14 protein-coding genes are annotated in these 14,428 nt (G+C 57.2%); 1 reads left to right on the top strand and 13 read right to left on the bottom strand.

Going from position 1 to position 14,428, the window contains the following annotated elements:
* Positions 1-9: 9 nt before the first annotated feature.
* The 13 genes from atpD to mioC all read right to left on the bottom strand — a co-directional run bounded on the left by atpD (position 10) and on the right by mioC (position 11,880).
* Positions 10-1,398, bottom strand: coding sequence for a F0F1 ATP synthase subunit beta (gene atpD / locus AACW87_RS02630; protein WP_042037168.1), 1,389 nt, complete (start codon positions 1,396-1,398; stop codon positions 10-12).
* 33 nt (positions 1,399-1,431) lie between these two features.
* On the bottom strand, positions 1,432-2,298 hold the full coding sequence (gene atpG, locus AACW87_RS02625; RefSeq protein WP_043135297.1) for a F0F1 ATP synthase subunit gamma: 867 nt from the start codon (positions 2,296-2,298) through the stop codon (positions 1,432-1,434).
* Between the two features lie 43 nt (positions 2,299-2,341).
* Entirely contained in the window at positions 2,342-3,883 is a 1,542-nt protein-coding gene (atpA, locus tag AACW87_RS02620; protein ID WP_043557317.1) for a F0F1 ATP synthase subunit alpha, read from the bottom strand.
* A gap of 15 nt (positions 3,884-3,898) precedes the next feature.
* Positions 3,899-4,432: a F0F1 ATP synthase subunit delta gene (gene atpH / locus AACW87_RS02615; protein ID WP_043557318.1), complete on the bottom strand. Its 534-nt coding sequence runs from the start codon at positions 4,430-4,432 to the stop codon at positions 3,899-3,901.
* Between the two features lie 13 nt (positions 4,433-4,445).
* Positions 4,446-4,916: a F0F1 ATP synthase subunit B gene (gene atpF / locus AACW87_RS02610; RefSeq protein ID WP_042873489.1), complete on the bottom strand. Its 471-nt coding sequence runs from the start codon at positions 4,914-4,916 to the stop codon at positions 4,446-4,448.
* 52 nt (positions 4,917-4,968) lie between these two features.
* A complete protein-coding gene (gene atpE, locus AACW87_RS02605) occupies positions 4,969-5,211 on the bottom strand; it encodes a F0F1 ATP synthase subunit C (RefSeq protein ID WP_005307205.1) in 243 nt (80 codons plus the stop codon).
* A 58-nt stretch (positions 5,212-5,269) separates the two neighbouring features.
* Positions 5,270-6,052, bottom strand: a complete 783-nt coding sequence (atpB, locus tag AACW87_RS02600; protein WP_042873491.1) for a F0F1 ATP synthase subunit A — start codon at positions 6,050-6,052, stop codon at positions 5,270-5,272.
* An 8-nt stretch (positions 6,053-6,060) separates the two neighbouring features.
* Entirely contained in the window at positions 6,061-6,471 is a 411-nt protein-coding gene (locus AACW87_RS02595) for an ATP synthase subunit I (RefSeq protein ID WP_043557319.1), read from the bottom strand.
* 190 nt (positions 6,472-6,661) lie between these two features.
* Complete coding sequence (locus AACW87_RS02590; RefSeq protein WP_043557320.1) at positions 6,662-7,570, bottom strand: ParB/RepB/Spo0J family partition protein; 909 nt, start codon at positions 7,568-7,570, stop codon at positions 6,662-6,664.
* Entirely contained in the window at positions 7,567-8,370 is an 804-nt protein-coding gene (locus tag AACW87_RS02585) for a ParA family protein (RefSeq protein ID WP_042037160.1), read from the bottom strand. Before AACW87_RS02585 ends, AACW87_RS02590 begins: the two co-directional genes overlap by 4 nt.
* A 26-nt stretch (positions 8,371-8,396) precedes the next feature.
* Entirely contained in the window at positions 8,397-9,023 is a 627-nt protein-coding gene (gene rsmG / locus AACW87_RS02580; protein ID WP_043557321.1) for a 16S rRNA (guanine(527)-N(7))-methyltransferase RsmG, read from the bottom strand.
* Between the two features lie 8 nt (positions 9,024-9,031).
* Complete coding sequence (gene mnmG / locus AACW87_RS02575) at positions 9,032-10,921, bottom strand: tRNA uridine-5-carboxymethylaminomethyl(34) synthesis enzyme MnmG (RefSeq protein ID WP_241326471.1); 1,890 nt, start codon at positions 10,919-10,921, stop codon at positions 9,032-9,034.
* 509 nt (positions 10,922-11,430) lie between these two features.
* On the bottom strand, positions 11,431-11,880 hold the full coding sequence (mioC, locus tag AACW87_RS02570) for an FMN-binding protein MioC (RefSeq protein ID WP_043557323.1): 450 nt from the start codon (positions 11,878-11,880) through the stop codon (positions 11,431-11,433).
* A 374-nt stretch (positions 11,881-12,254) separates the two neighbouring features.
* Between mioC and AACW87_RS02565 the strand changes: the two genes are divergently transcribed.
* Positions 12,255-14,360, top strand: a complete 2,106-nt coding sequence (locus AACW87_RS02565; protein WP_241326470.1) for a TonB-dependent siderophore receptor — start codon at positions 12,255-12,257, stop codon at positions 14,358-14,360.
* Positions 14,361-14,428 lie beyond the last annotated feature (68 nt).

Raw genomic sequence — 14,428 nt, 5'->3', positions numbered from 1 at the left:
TATCGAGGCTTACAGTTTCTTGGATTTCTCGACGACTTCGTCGATGCTGCCAACCATGTAAAACGCCTGCTCAGGCAGATCGTCATACTCGCCTTTCAGGATGCCCTGGAAACCACGGATGGTCTCTTTCAGCGGCACGTATTTGCCCGGAGAACCGGTAAACACTTCTGCCACGAAGAACGGCTGGGACAGGAAACGCTCGATCTTACGGGCACGGGCTACGGTCAGTTTGTCTTCTTCTGACAGTTCATCCATACCCAGGATGGCGATGATGTCCTTCAGCTCTTTGTAGCGCTGCAGTACTGTCTGTACACCACGAGCGGTCTCGTAGTGCTCCTTGCCTACCACCAGCGGATCCAGCTGACGGGAGGTGGAGTCCAGCGGGTCAACGGCCGGGTAGATACCCAGAGCCGCGATCTGACGGGACAGAACGACGGTGGCGTCCAGGTGGGCGAAGGTGGTCGCCGGAGACGGGTCGGTCAAGTCATCCGCAGGCACGTAAACGGCCTGGACTGAAGTGATAGAACCGGTCCGGGTGGAGGTGATGCGCTCTTGCAGAACACCCATCTCCTCGGCCAGAGTCGGCTGATAACCTACTGCGGACGGCATACGGCCCAGCAGTGCGGATACTTCAGTACCGGCCAGGGTGTAACGGTAGATGTTGTCCACGAAGAACAGCACGTCACGACCTTCGTCACGGAACTTCTCGGCCATGGTCAGGCCGGTCAGCGCCACGCGCAGACGGTTTCCGGGCGGCTCGTTCATCTGACCGTAAACCAGAGATACTTTGTCCAGTACGTTGGACTCCATCATCTCGTGGTAGAAGTCGTTACCCTCACGGGTACGCTCACCTACACCGGCGAACACGGAATAACCGCTGTGCTCGATGGCGATGTTACGGATCAGCTCCATCATGTTGACGGTCTTGCCTACACCGGCACCACCGAACAGACCGACTTTACCACCCTTGGCGAACGGGCATACCAGGTCGATAACCTTGATGCCGGTCTCCAGCAGGTCGTTGCTGTTGGACTGATCTTCGTAGCTGGGAGCTGCGCGGTGGATGGACCAACGCTCTTCTTCACCGATCGGACCTTTTTCGTCGATCGGATCGCCCAGTACGTTCATGATCCGACCCAGAGTCGATACACCGACCGGCACCTGGATGGATTTACCGCTATTCATTACTTCCAACCCACGACGCAAACCGTCGGAGGAGCCCATGGTGATGCAACGAACGACGCCGCCGCCGATCTGTTGCTGCACTTCCAGCACCAGACCCAGGCCTTGACCTTCGCTGACGACCTTCAGTGCATCGTACACCTGGGGCACGGCATTCTGCGGGAACTCGATGTCCACCACAGCGCCGATGATTTGGACGATGAAACCGTTACTCATGTCAAATCCTCTAAACCTTTGATAACCCTTGCCTTACACCGCAGCAGCACCGGATACGATCTCTGTCAGCTCCTGGGTAATACTGGCCTGACGGGCCTTGTTGTATACCAGTTGCAGATCGTTAATCAGGTTACCGGCGTTGTCAGTCGCGGCTTGCATGGCAACCATTCGGGCTGCCTGTTCACTTGCCAAGTTTTCTACCACCCCCTGGTACACCTGGGATTCGACGTAGCGAATCAACAGGGTATCCAGCAGCTGCTTGGGATCCGGCTCATAGAGGTAATCCCAGTGTTGCTTCTTGGCGAGCTTGCTGTCTTCAGTTACGGGCAAAGGCAGCAGTTGATCGACTCGTGGTTGCTGCACCATGGTGTTGACGAACTTGTTGTACACCAGGTACAGCTTGTCAATCTCACCGTTGTCGTAAGCCTTCAGCATGACCTTGACTGAACCAATCAGGTCATTGACGCTCGGGTTGTCACCCAGTCCTGCGACATGAGCTTTCACCTTGGCGCCGTGCCGTTCAAAGAAGTTGGAGGCCTTGTTGCCGATCAGAGCCAGGTCAACCTTGGCACCTTTCGCGCTCCATTGCTTCATATCATTGAGGGCAGCCTTGAACAGGTTGATGTTCAAACCGCCACACAGGCCACGGTCGGTGGAGACGACTATGTAACCCACTCGCTTGACCTCACGTTCCATGAGGTAGGGGTGCTTGTATTCCAAGTTCCCCTGGGCGATATGGCCGATCACCTTGCGCATGGTTTCAGCGTACGGACGGCTGGCAGACATGCGTTCCTGCGCACGGCGCATCTTGCTTGCTGCCACCATTTCCATAGCGCCGGTGATCTTCTGAGTGTTTTTCACACTCCCGATCTTGTTACGTATCTCTTTTGCGCCGGCCATCTCTTACTCTCCATCAGGTGGCAGCTCGCGCTGCCACACACGCTTACCAGGTCTGGGTTGCCTTGAAGTCATCCAGCAACGCAGTCAGCTTGCCAACGATCGCGTCGTTGTAGTCTGCTTTGGCATTGATTTCAGCCATCAGCTCAGCATGCTGGGTATTGGCGTAAGAGAGCAGAGCGGCTTCGAAGTCGACGATCTTGTTCAGCTCGACATCGGAGAGATAGCCTTTCTCGGCGGCGAACAGCACCAGCGACTGCTGGGCCACGCTCATCGGAGAGTACTGTTTCTGCTTCATCAGCTCGGTCACTTTCTGACCATGGTCCAGCTGCTTGCGAGTCGCATCGTCCAGATCGGAAGAGAACTGGGCGAATGCCGCCAGTTCGCGATACTGGGCCAGTGCGGTACGGATACCACCGGACAGCTTCTTGACGATCTTGGTCTGAGCGGCACCGCCCACACGGGATACGGAGATACCCGGGTCAACCGCCGGACGAATACCGGAGTTGAACAGCTGTGACGTCAGGAAGATCTGACCATCTGTGATGGAGATCACGTTGGTCGGTACGAATGCAGATACGTCACCGGCCTGGGTTTCGATGATCGGCAGCGCGGTCAGAGAACCGGTCTGGCCTTTCACGGCACCATTGGTGAACTTCTCTACGTACTCGGCGTTGACGCGAGCAGCACGCTCAAGCAGACGGGAGTGCAGATAGAAAACGTCACCCGGATAGGCTTCACGTCCTGGCGGACGGCGCAGCAGCAGGGAGATTTGGCGATAAGCTACGGCCTGCTTGGACAGGTCATCATAGATGATCAGCGCGTCTTCACCGCGGTCACGGAAGTACTCACCCATGGAGCAACCGGCATAGGGTGCCAGGTACTGCAGGGCAGCGGCTTCGGAGGCAGAAGCAACAACGACTATGGTGTTGGCCAGCGCGCCGTGCTCTTCCAGCTTGCGCACCACGTTGGCGATGGTGGAGGCCTTCTGGCCAATCGCAACGTAGACACACTTAATGCCGGAGTCTTTCTGGTTGATGATGGTGTCGATCGCGATGGCGGTCTTGCCCACCTGACGGTCACCGATGATCAGCTCACGCTGGCCACGACCGATTGGGATCATGGCATCGATGGCTTTCAGACCGGTCTGAACCGGCTGGTCAACGGATTTGCGCTCGATAACGCCCGGGGCGATCACTTCGATCGGCGAGAAGCCGTCGTTGTCGACCGGACCTTTGCCGTCGATCGGCTGACCCAGGGTGTTCAGCACCCGGCCCAACAGACCACGACCGACCGGCACTTCCAGAATACGGCCAGTGCCTTTTACTTTCATTCCTTCTGACAGACCGTCATAGGAACCCATGATCACAGCACCGACGGAGTCACGCTCCAGGTTCAATGCCAGAGCGAAGCGGTTGCCCGGCAGCTCGATCATCTCACCTTGCATGGCATCGGCCAGGCCGTGAATACGAATGATACCGTCGCTCACAGAGACGATGGTACCTTCGTTACGCGCTTCGCTTTTGACATCAAACTGCGCGATGCGCTGCTTGATAAGCTCGGCGATTTCAGTGGAATTCAGTTGCATGCTCTAATACCCCAATCAAGATTGCAGCGCGTCAGCCATGCGACCCAGCTTACCGCGGACAGAGCCGTCGATTACCAGATCACCGGCCTTGATGAGCACCCCGGCCATCAAGGACGCATCCATGCTGCAATTCAGCTTCACTTTGCGCGCGAGACGTTGTTCCAGAGAAGCCTGAATAGCGGCTTTCTGCTGGTCGGTCAGTTCGGTCGCCGAAATCACGTCAGCCTGAACTTCTTTATCCAGTTCAGCCTTGAACGCTACAAATTCAGCAACGACCGCCGGCAGCACACCCAAGCGACCATTCTCAGCCATTACCCGGATCAGGTTCTGGCCATGCTCGTCGAGTTGCTCACCACAGATACCGACAAAGAGATTTGCCAGTTCTTCGGCAGCGACAGAGCCGTTCACCAGGTTGTGAATGGTCTCGTTCTCCGCTACTTGTGCAGCGAAGCCGAGCATCCCCAGCCACTGGTCAACCGCCTTGTGCTCAACGGCAAACTCGAAAGCAGCCTTGGCGTAGGGGCGAGCGATTGTAGTCAGTTCAGACATAGCCCCGTTCCCGTTACAGTTCTGCTACCAGTTTGTCGACGATGTCGCTGTTGGCAGCCTGGTCGATGTGACGCGCCAGGATCTTCTCTGCACCAGCAATGGCAAGAGCAGCAACCTGCTTACGCAGTTCTTCTTTGGCACGATGACGTTCAGCTTCGAGCTCGGCGCGGCCCTGAGCCAGGATTTTTTCCCGCTCAGTCTGGGCTCCGACAGCAGCCTCATCAATGATCTGGGCTTTACGTTTGTTAGCCTGTTCAATGATTTCTGCAGCCTGGAGCTTGGCTTCTTTCAGCTGATCGGTGGCGTTGGCCTTGGCCAAATCCAGATCTTTCTTGGCACGCTCTGCGGAAGAGAGACCATCAGCAATTTCTTTCTGACGGGCTTCGATGGCTGCCATCAGCGGCGGCCACACGTACTTCATGCAAAACACTACGAAGAAGAAAAAAGCAATTGCTTGGCCGAGGAGGGTGGCGTTGATATTCACAGCCTATGTCCTCTTAGTTAGTTAATGGGTTATGCCTGGGAGTCGTTGAGACTTAGCCAGCAACCGCAAACATCACGTACAGACCCAGACCAACGGCGATCATCGGGATCGCATCCACCAGACCCATCACGATGAAGAACTGGGTACGCAGAACAGGGATCAGGTCAGGCTGACGAGCTGCACCTTCCAGGAACTTGCCACCCAGGATACCGATACCGATGGACGCGCCGATAGCCGCCAGACCCATCATCATTGCAGCAGCGATGTACAGCAGGTCCATGTTCAAGTTTTCCATGAGGATCTCCATTTATTTAGATGTAATTGATTGTATAAAAAGGATTATTTGAGTTGCATCAACCATGGTCTTCTTGTGCCATCGACAGATATACGATGGTCAGAACCATGAAGATAAACGCCTGCAAAGTGATGATCAGGATGTGGAAAATTGCCCAAGGCACGGACAGGATCCACTGTGACCACCAGGGTAACAAACCCGCAATCAGGATAAAGATCAGTTCGCCAGCATACATGTTGCCGAACAGCCGTAGACCCAGAGAAACAGGTTTGGAAATCAACGTGACGGTTTCAAGGATGAAGTTAACCGGGATGGCAGCCGGGTGGTTGAAAGGCTGAAGCGTCAGCTCCTTCACAAACCCGCTGATACCCTTGACCTTGATGCTGTAGTACAGGATCAAGAAGAACACGCCCAAAGCCATGGACATGGTGATGTTAACGTCAGCAGAGGGAACCACACGCAGATAGGGAACACCCATCAACTGTGCAGCGTGGGGGATAAAGTCAACTGGGATCAGATCCATGAGGTTCATCAGGAAGATCCACACAAACACCGTCAGGCCCAAAGGTGCGATGACCTTGTTACGACCATGGAAGATGTCCTTGACGTTACCACTCACAAACTCGACCAGCATCTCCACAAAGCACTGCAGCTTACCGGGCACACCACTGGTAGCGTTGACGGCTACACGGCGGAAAGACCAGATAAACAGAGTGCCCAACAGAACAGAAAATATCATTGAGTCGACATTGACTGTCCAGAACCCAGACCCGACTTGCAGATGGGTCAGATGGTGGGAGATATATCCCTGAGGAGTCAGGACTTCTCCGGTTGCAGACATGAGTTTTCCTAATAGTGGTTGTTAAGCGTGAATGAGACTATCCACTGTACAACGAGGGCGAGGATATAAGTGGCAAAGAACGAGACGGTATCGACCTCGATCCCGGCGCCAAACATCAGGGCGAAAAGTCCTGTTGTAGTAATGAGCTTAATCCCTGCCCCACCATAAAAGTCCCGCAGAACCAGGCCCACACTCTCCTTCGTCACCTTGCGGCGCAGAACCCAGAGCGTGAACAGGGCTTGAGGAACCCAGTACATGCTCCCCCCATAGAGGGAGGAACGTCCGGCAAACGCACCGGTCTGGTAAAACCAGACGGTACTGATCGCCAGGATCAGGACGAGCTGACAAACGAGCATAGCCAAGGCCAGCGTCAAACCTTCCAAGGCTATTTTCTGCTTCACCAACCTACCCCTGAACATTACAGAACTGTAAAAAATCGGGATCCGAAGACCCCGTGTTTACAGCCCTAAAAGCCGGTCAAATTATACCCTTGAAGACAGCTATTGCAACATGGCAAAAATCCTTAATTTTTGCGGCTTTCCGCACAGAATCAAGGTTATGTCCATATCAAAAGGAATGGATGTTTTATTACTACAAAAAGCGTAAAAATCACGTTTCTGACAGGCCAAAATAGCCCAATACCCGGTCCAAATCCGCCAAGTTCTCGTAACTTATTACTAACTTGCCGCTATCCTGTTTTCCCGGCTGAAGTTGTACCTGATTGCCAATTTTTTCTGAAATCTGGCGCTCCAGGTAACCAAACTGGGGATCACGGACGGGTTCAACCCTGGCTTTTGCCGGTTCCAGCGCTTTTTGAACCAGCTTCTCGGTATCTCGCACTGTCAGCCCCTTCTGGGCGACCAGCTTGGCCAGTTCGGACTGGGCCTGGCCGCTCAACGCCAGCAAGGCGCGGGCATGACCCATGTCGAGATCGCCGTGTTCGACGAAACGCTTGACGTCGTCGTTGAGCTGGTTGAGGCGCAACAGGTTGGTGACTGTGGTGCGGGACTTGCCTACCGCCTCGGCCACCTGCTGGTGGGTCAGCTCGAATTCGGTCAGCAGCCGCTGCAGGGCGACCGCCTCTTCGATGGCATTGAGATCTTCACGCTGGATGTTCTCAATCAGCGCGATGGCGACGGCCGCCTCGTCGGGCACATCCTTGACGATGCAGGGCACCACATCGAGCCGGGCCAGCTGGGAGGCACGCCAGCGTCGCTCGCCGGCGATGATTTCGAAGGATTGCTCGCCGAGGGGGCGCACCACGATCGGCTGGATCACGCCCTGGGCGCGGATGGAATTGGCCAGATCTTCCAGTGCATCCTGCGACATGTCCTTGCGTGGCTGGTACTTGCCGGACTGCAACCACTCCACCGGCAGCCTGCGCAGCTCACCCTGATTGGTGGGGGCCATGGCCTGCTCGGTACGCTGGTCGCTCATCACCTGTTTCTGGCGCGCGGCCGTGCTGGTGCTGAGCAGGGCGTCCAGCCCCTTGCCCAGTCCACGTTTTTTCGGCGTCATATGCTCTCTCGGTCTGCGATGGTCACCTGACGCTCCTGCTCCTGGCGGCGCAGCATCTCGCCCGCCAGCGCCAGATAGGCCTTGGCGCCCACCGATGATTTGTCATAGTGCATGGCCGGGGCACCGAAGCTCGGCGCCTCCGCCAGTCTTACGTTGCGGGGGATTATGGTGCGATAGACCTTGTCCCCGAAATGCTGTTTCAGCTGATCGGACACATCATTGGCCAGCCGGTTGCGGTGATCGAACATGGTGCGCAGCACCCCTTCGATCTTCAGCTCCGGATTGACCACGGCTGCCAGCTTGCTGATGGTGTCGACCAGGGCGGTAAGCCCTTCCAGCGCATAGTATTCGCACTGCATGGGCACCAGCACGGAATCGGCGGCGGCCATGGCGTTCACGGTCAGCATGTTGAGAGAAGGCGGGCAGTCGATGAAGATGTAATCGTATTTGTCCCGTACCGAGGCCAGCGCATTGCGCAGGCGGATCTCGCGGGCAAAGAATTCCATCAGGCGGATTTCGGCCGCGGTCACGTCGGCGTTGGCGGCGATGAGGTGATAGCCCCCCGAGGTTTCGGGGATGATCACCTCGCCAATGGGGGCGTCTTCGATCAGCAGCTCATAGGCGGTGCGCTCGACTTCGTACTTGTCGACGCCGCTGCCCATGGTGGCATTGCCCTGCGGATCCAGATCGATCACCAGCACCTTGCGCCGGGTGGCGGCCAGGGAGGCGGCCAGATTCACACAGGTGGTGGTTTTACCCACTCCACCCTTCTGGTTGGCTATGGCGATGACTTTTCCCACACTATCCCCTAAATGAAACTGCGACCCTATTCGGGCTGGACATGTTTGAATTCCAGCAGATGACGTTCGCCTTCCAGTTCCGGCACCACCAGTTGATGGGAGGCGACCAGACGTATGTTGGCAGGCAGTTGAGCCAGCTCGGGCCCGGGGTATTGCCCCTTGAGCGCCAGGAAGCTGCCCTGGGCCGACGGCAGATGATGACACCAGGTCAGCATGTCCTCCAGCGAGGCAAAGGCCCGACTGAGTACGCCATCGAAGCCCACCTCGGGTCGATACTCTTCAACCCGGGATTTGACGGGCGTCACATTGGTCAAGCCCAGCTCCTGGATCACCTGGCGGATGAAGTTGATCCGCTTGCCCAGACTGTCCAGCAGCACGAACTGCTTGTCCGGATTGATGATGGCCAGCGGCAAGCCAGGCAGCCCAGGGCCAGTGCCCACATCGATGAAACGTTCACCGTGCAGGTGAGGGCTCACCACCAGGCTGTCGAGGATATGCTTGACCAGCATGGCGTCCGGATCACGCACCGAGGTGAGATTGTAAGCCTTGTTCCACTTGTGCAGCAACTCGACAAGCTGAACCAACTGGGTCTTTTGGGTGTCGGTGATAACAATACCGGCCTGCATGAGCAGGCCGTTCAATCTTTCCAGCATGGGGATCCTCAGGCGGTTTTACGCAGCAGGCCGTGTTTTTTCAGGTGAACCAGCAGGATGGAGATGGCTGCCGGGGTGATGCCGGAGATGCGGGAAGCCTGACCTATGGTCTGCGGCCTGGCATCGCTCAGCTTGGCTATCACCTCGTTGGAGAGACCGTTGACGTCGCGGTAGTTCATGTCCAGCGGCAACAGGGTGTTCTCGTTGCGCAACTGCTTCTCCACCTCGTCGTGCTGACGTTCGATGTAACCGGCGTACTTGATCTGGATCTCCACCTGATCGGCGGCAGCGCGATCGCTCAGCGCCGGGCCCACGCCTTCGATGGCCATCAGCGCATCGTAGGTCACCTCGGGACGACGCAGCAGCTCTTCCAGACTCTGCTCGCGGGTCAGCGGGGCATTGACCAGGGCGTTGACCGCCTCCAGCGACGGATGTTGCGGGTGGATCCAGGTCGACCGCATGCGCTGCTGCTCCAGCTCCACCTGTTCCATCTTGGCGTTGAACTTGCCCCAGCGCTCATCATCCACCAGACCCAGCTCGCGGCCGACGGCGGTCAGACGCAGGTCGGCGTTGTCTTCCCGCAGCAGCAGGCGATATTCGGCACGACTGGTGAACATGCGGTAGGGCTCGCGGGTCCCCAAAGTGGAGAGATCGTCCATCATCACGCCCATGTAGGCCTGATCCCGGCGCGGATGCCAGGGGTCCTTGTCCTGGGCACGCAGACCTGCGTTCAAACCGGCCATCAGGCCCTGGGCCGCGGCCTCTTCGTAACCCGTGGTGCCGTTGATCTGGCCGGCGAAGAACAGGTTGCCGATGCACTTGCTCTCCATGTTGGCCTTGAGATCCCGCGGATCGAAGAAATCATATTCGATGGCGTAGCCGGGGCGGGTGATGTGGGCATTTTCGAAACCACGAATGGAACGCACTATCTGCACCTGCACGTCGAATGGCAGGCTGGTGGAGATCCCGTTCGGATAGAGTTCGTGGGTGGTCAGGCCTTCCGGCTCGACAAAAATCTGGTGTGCCGTCTTGTCCGCGAAGCGGGTGATCTTGTCTTCGATCGACGGGCAGTAGCGCGGGCCTATCCCTTCGATCACCCCGGCGTACATGGGGCTGCGATCCAGATTGTTGCGGATCACGTCGTGGGTACGCTCGTTGGTGTGAGTGACGTAGCAGGGCACCTGACGGGGGTGCTGGCTGGCGTTGCCGATAAACGAGAAGACGGGGCGCGGATCATCGCCGTACTGGGCCTGCATCACGGAGAGATCGACGCTGCGGGCATCGATCCGCGGCGGTGTACCCGTCTTGAGGCGATCGATGCGCAGCGGCATCTCGCGCAGCCGTTGAGCCAGGGCGATCGAGGGAGGATCCCCGGCGCGGCCGCCCTTGTAGTTTTCCATCCCTATGTGGATCAAGCCATTCAGGAAGGTGCCTACGGTCAGCACCACAGTCTTGCCGCTGATGCGGATCCCGCTCTGGGTCACCACACCGGCAACACGATCCCCGTCCATGATCAGATCGTCACAGGCCTGCTGGAAGATCTTCAGGTTCGGGTAGTTCTCCAGCATCTGGCGTACGACGGCTTTGTAGAGCAGTCGATCCGCCTGAGCACGGGTGGCTCGTACCGCTGGCCCCTTGGAGGAGTTCAGGGTACGGAACTGGATCCCGCCAAGATCTATGGCTCGCGCCATGATCCCGCCGAGGGCGTCAACTTCCTTGACCAGGTGTCCCTTGCCGATCCCGCCGATCGCCGGATTACAGGACATGTGTCCCAACGTATCGATATTGTGGGTCAGCAACAGGGTATTCAGACCCATACGGGCTGCCGCTGTTGCTGCTTCGGTTCCTGCATGACCGCCACCGACGACGATCACATCAAATTGTTCATGGTATTGCATTGGGGATCACCTTGATCTGCACGCCTGAAGATCGTTGTTTGCCTGGGCTGAGGGGCGGAACATTCTATCTGTTTCGCGTCCTCAGGGGAACGTCTACTTAACGGTCAGTATGGAGGGAGGATCCACTTAATAGATCTTAAGGATCTTTAGATCGATCTTTTATTGGATCTTTTATTAGGATCCACCATTTCTGTTGATAAGCGCTTTTTGATCATAAAGATCATCTGGTTAAAGGCGATCTCAGCTTGTGGAAAAGCTTGGATCCTGGCCCCGTGAACAGGGGGATAACCAGTGCTTTTATACACAGGTGGCTAGCGGGCTGGATCTCATACATGGGTAACTATAGGTTTTGCAGAGCTTTACACTGTAGTTATACACATTACCCCCGGTCGTTGTGGGTAACCATGTAGAACAAGTCGTCAGGATCAATCTGTTAATAACCTGGTGGATAGCGATCTGGGGATAAACGGGGAGATCAAGACTTTTCTGCCGGATCTCCCAAGCCCTGATCAGGCGATCAATGGCATCCAGCCCTGGATCCAGGCTTCTGCGGCATCTTCCGGGATCTCGTGCTGGGTCACGTCGATGTCGAGACGATCCCCGATCCGGCTGGCGCCGCACTCGGCCAGCAGCCGATCCAGCGTCTTGCCACCCTGGCAAAAGGTGTCATAACTGCTGTCGCCGAGGGCGATCACGCCATATTTCAAGGCATTAAGATCCGGATGCTGCTCGGCAAGATCCTTGGCGAAGGGTTGCAGGTTGTCGGGCACGTCGCCAGCGCCGTGGGTGGACGTGACCACCAGCAGGATGGCGTCCGGCTCGGCCAGCACCCCGGCCAGCGTGGCCGGATTGTGGATCTCGGCCTGATGGCCTGCCTGTTCCAGCAGGTTGGCGACGTGGTCTGCGACATATTCGGCGGCGCCCAGCATGGAGCCGACGACGAGATTGAGTTTGGCCATGGAATGGATCCTGAAAAATGCGGAACCCGGATTCTACCGTCAAAGGGTGTGGATAAATATGGATAAAGCTTGGGGATAATGGATCCTCTTTTCTTTGCTTATATAAAGCAGGATCCCTCGCTTTCCTCTTTCCTCCGATCTTTTTAGCAGAGATGCCTCCGTCTGCTCCCTTCCTCTTCTGCCCGAAAGTCGGCTGCTTGATACGTTAAGTAACAATGCAGATGCAAATGATTAGCAATTATTGAATCGATTCGATCATGGCTCCTGTAGTAGCATGACGCTGCTTTATTCGCCTGAGGAACCGGGCAGACCGGCATGACCGGGCACCAATAATAAGAAACCAGAAACAACTCATTGATATTTGAGACACTTATATGATTGCGCAAAAAAACACCCCAATCGCAGCGATGCGAAAGAGAGGGGCACAGCATCTGCTGCCGCTCTCCTGCCTGCTGGCAAGCCTGCCAGTGTTGGCTGAACAACCGAAAGAACTGCCCAAGGCCAGCGAGACCATGGTGGTCACCGGCACCGCCATGAAGGTGGAAGTGCCCATGGCCGAGACGCCTCGCGCCGTCTCCGTGGTCAACCGCGAGGATCTGGATCAGCACGCCGTGCAGCAGCTTGACGAGTCCCTGCGCTATCGCTCCGGCGTGCTCAGCGGCCTCTATGGCTCCGACAACAATACCGACTGGTTCAAGGTGCGTGGCTTCGATGCCGCCTCCTATCTGGACGGCAACCGCCTGTTCGGCACAGGTTACTATGTCTGGACACCCGAGCCGTTCGGCCTGGAAAGCGTGGAAGTGCTGAAAGGGCCGGCCTCGATCCTCTACGGCGAGGCGCCTCCCGGCGGCGTGATCAATGCCATCAGCAAGCGGCCGACCGCCACCCCGCAGGGGCTGCTGGATCTGCAGCTGGGCAGCCGGGATCATCGCCAGATCGGGGTGGATGTCTCCGATGCGCTGACCGACAACAGCCGCTACCGCATGGTTGCCCTCTATAAAGAGCGTGATGGCGTGCTGGATGGCACCTACAACGATCGCGTCTATCTGGCGCCGAGCGTGACCTTCGATCTCTCGGATCGTACCAGCCTGACCCTGCTGGCCAGCTTGCTGCACGACGAAGGGGTACCGACCAACGGCTTCTTCCCCGTCTACGGCACCCTCAATACCAGCGGCGGCCAGATCGATCCCTCCACCAACCTGAGCCAGCCGGATTACGATCGCAACCGCAACACCCAGATCTCCACCGGTTACGAGCTGGCCCACCAGCTCAACCAGACCTGGGAGTTCAAGCAGAACGTCCGCTTCAACTACAACGATCTGCTGCTGCGTCAGACCTATATCTTCCCGACCTATGAAGGCACCACCGCCTTCCGCGGTCTGGTCTACCGGGATGGCAACACCAAGAGTGCCACCATGGACAACCAGATGGTGGGCTACTGGAACACCGACAGCACGGAACAGACCCTGCTGCTGGGGGTGGATCTGCAGCGTCACGTCAATGAAGGCCAGGAAGCCGACAACTACGGCATGGGCTCCATCAACACCATGAACCCGGATTACAGCGGCTTCCCCGGTTTTGATGAATCCACCGCCACCCACCAGAAGAGCACCAAGGGCCAGAGCGGCCTCTATGCCCAGCACCAGGTTCGCTGGGACGATCGCTGGTTGCTGACTGGCGGCGGTCGCTTCGACTACGTGGAGACCCACAACATCAGTGAAGCCAAGGGCAAGAACGAGAAGCAGTATGATCACGAGCTCTCCCTCTCCGGCAGCCTGATGTACCTGGCCGACAACGGTCTCTCTCCTTATATTGCCTACGCCGAGTCGTTCGAGGTGTTGCCGGGGATAGACCCCAACACCAGCGAGTCCTACAAGCCGCTCAAGGGCACCCTGTATGAGACAGGCGTCAAGTACGCACCGAGCTTCCTCGACGGCTACATCAACCTGGCCCTGTTCGATCTGGAGCAGACCAACTCGCTGGTCTCTACAGGGTCCGGTCAGCAAACCCAGGCCGGTGAAGTGACCTCCCAGGGCGTCGAGCTGGAAGGGAGCGTGCAGGCCACCGAGGCACTGCGTCTCACCGCCGCCTACACCTATACCGATGCCAAGACCAACGACACCGGCAAGGGCGATCGCCGTGCCAGCCTGATCCCGCGCCACCAGGCCTCCTTCTGGGGCAACTACAAGGTGCAGCAGGGTCCGGTTTCCGGTCTGGAACTGGGATCCGGCGTGCGTTATGTCGGCTCCAGTGTCGGCATCGGTGCCGTGAATGCGGACTACACCCCCATCTATGGTTCGGCTCAGGTGCCGGCCCATACCGTGTGGGATGCGATGATCGGGTATGACTTTGCCAAGAACTGGCGAGCCCAGCTCAACGTCAATAACCTGCTGGGTGATACCTATGTGGCGAGCTGTGACTACTACTGCTACTACGGTGAGCCGCGCAGCGTAGTGGGCAGCATCAACTACCGCTGGTAATAGAGGAAGGGTGGGGGCCCAGGCTCCCGCCCTCCTTTTTCCCTGCACATTGCTCCTGGCATATCTCT

Origin of the sequence: Aeromonas sp. MR7 (genome assembly GCF_963899385.1) — a bacterium.
Taxonomy (GTDB): Bacteria; Pseudomonadota; Gammaproteobacteria; order Enterobacterales; family Aeromonadaceae; genus Aeromonas; species Aeromonas bestiarum.
The sequence above is the reverse complement of the archived record's forward strand: the minus strand, read 5'-3'. Positions and strand labels throughout refer to the sequence as shown.

What these genes read in the sequence shown, in the direction of transcription:
- mioC (WP_043557323.1), bottom strand. Translation starts at nt 11,880, where the DNA reads ATGGCCAAACTCAATCTCGTCGTCGGCTCCATGCTGGGCGCCGCCGAA.
- mnmG (WP_241326471.1), bottom strand. Translation starts at nt 10,921, where the DNA reads ATGCAATACCATGAACAATTTGATGTGATCGTCGTCGGTGGCGGTCAT.
- AACW87_RS02595 (WP_043557319.1), bottom strand. Translation starts at nt 6,471, where the DNA reads ATGTTCAGGGGTAGGTTGGTGAAGCAGAAAATAGCCTTGGAAGGTTTG.
- atpA (WP_043557317.1), bottom strand. Translation starts at nt 3,883, where the DNA reads ATGCAACTGAATTCCACTGAAATCGCCGAGCTTATCAAGCAGCGCATC.
- atpG (WP_043135297.1), bottom strand. Translation starts at nt 2,298, where the DNA reads ATGGCCGGCGCAAAAGAGATACGTAACAAGATCGGGAGTGTGAAAAAC.
- AACW87_RS02590 (WP_043557320.1), bottom strand. Translation starts at nt 7,570, where the DNA reads ATGACGCCGAAAAAACGTGGACTGGGCAAGGGGCTGGACGCCCTGCTC.
- atpH (WP_043557318.1), bottom strand. Translation starts at nt 4,432, where the DNA reads ATGTCTGAACTGACTACAATCGCTCGCCCCTACGCCAAGGCTGCTTTC.
- rsmG (WP_043557321.1), bottom strand. Translation starts at nt 9,023, where the DNA reads ATGCTGGAAAGATTGAACGGCCTGCTCATGCAGGCCGGTATTGTTATC.
- atpD (WP_042037168.1), bottom strand. Translation starts at nt 1,398, where the DNA reads ATGAGTAACGGTTTCATCGTCCAAATCATCGGCGCTGTGGTGGACATC.
- atpE (WP_005307205.1), bottom strand. Translation starts at nt 5,211, where the DNA reads ATGGAAAACTTGAACATGGACCTGCTGTACATCGCTGCTGCAATGATG.
- atpB (WP_042873491.1), bottom strand. Translation starts at nt 6,052, where the DNA reads ATGTCTGCAACCGGAGAAGTCCTGACTCCTCAGGGATATATCTCCCAC.
- AACW87_RS02565 (WP_241326470.1), top strand. Translation starts at nt 12,255, where the DNA reads ATGATTGCGCAAAAAAACACCCCAATCGCAGCGATGCGAAAGAGAGGG.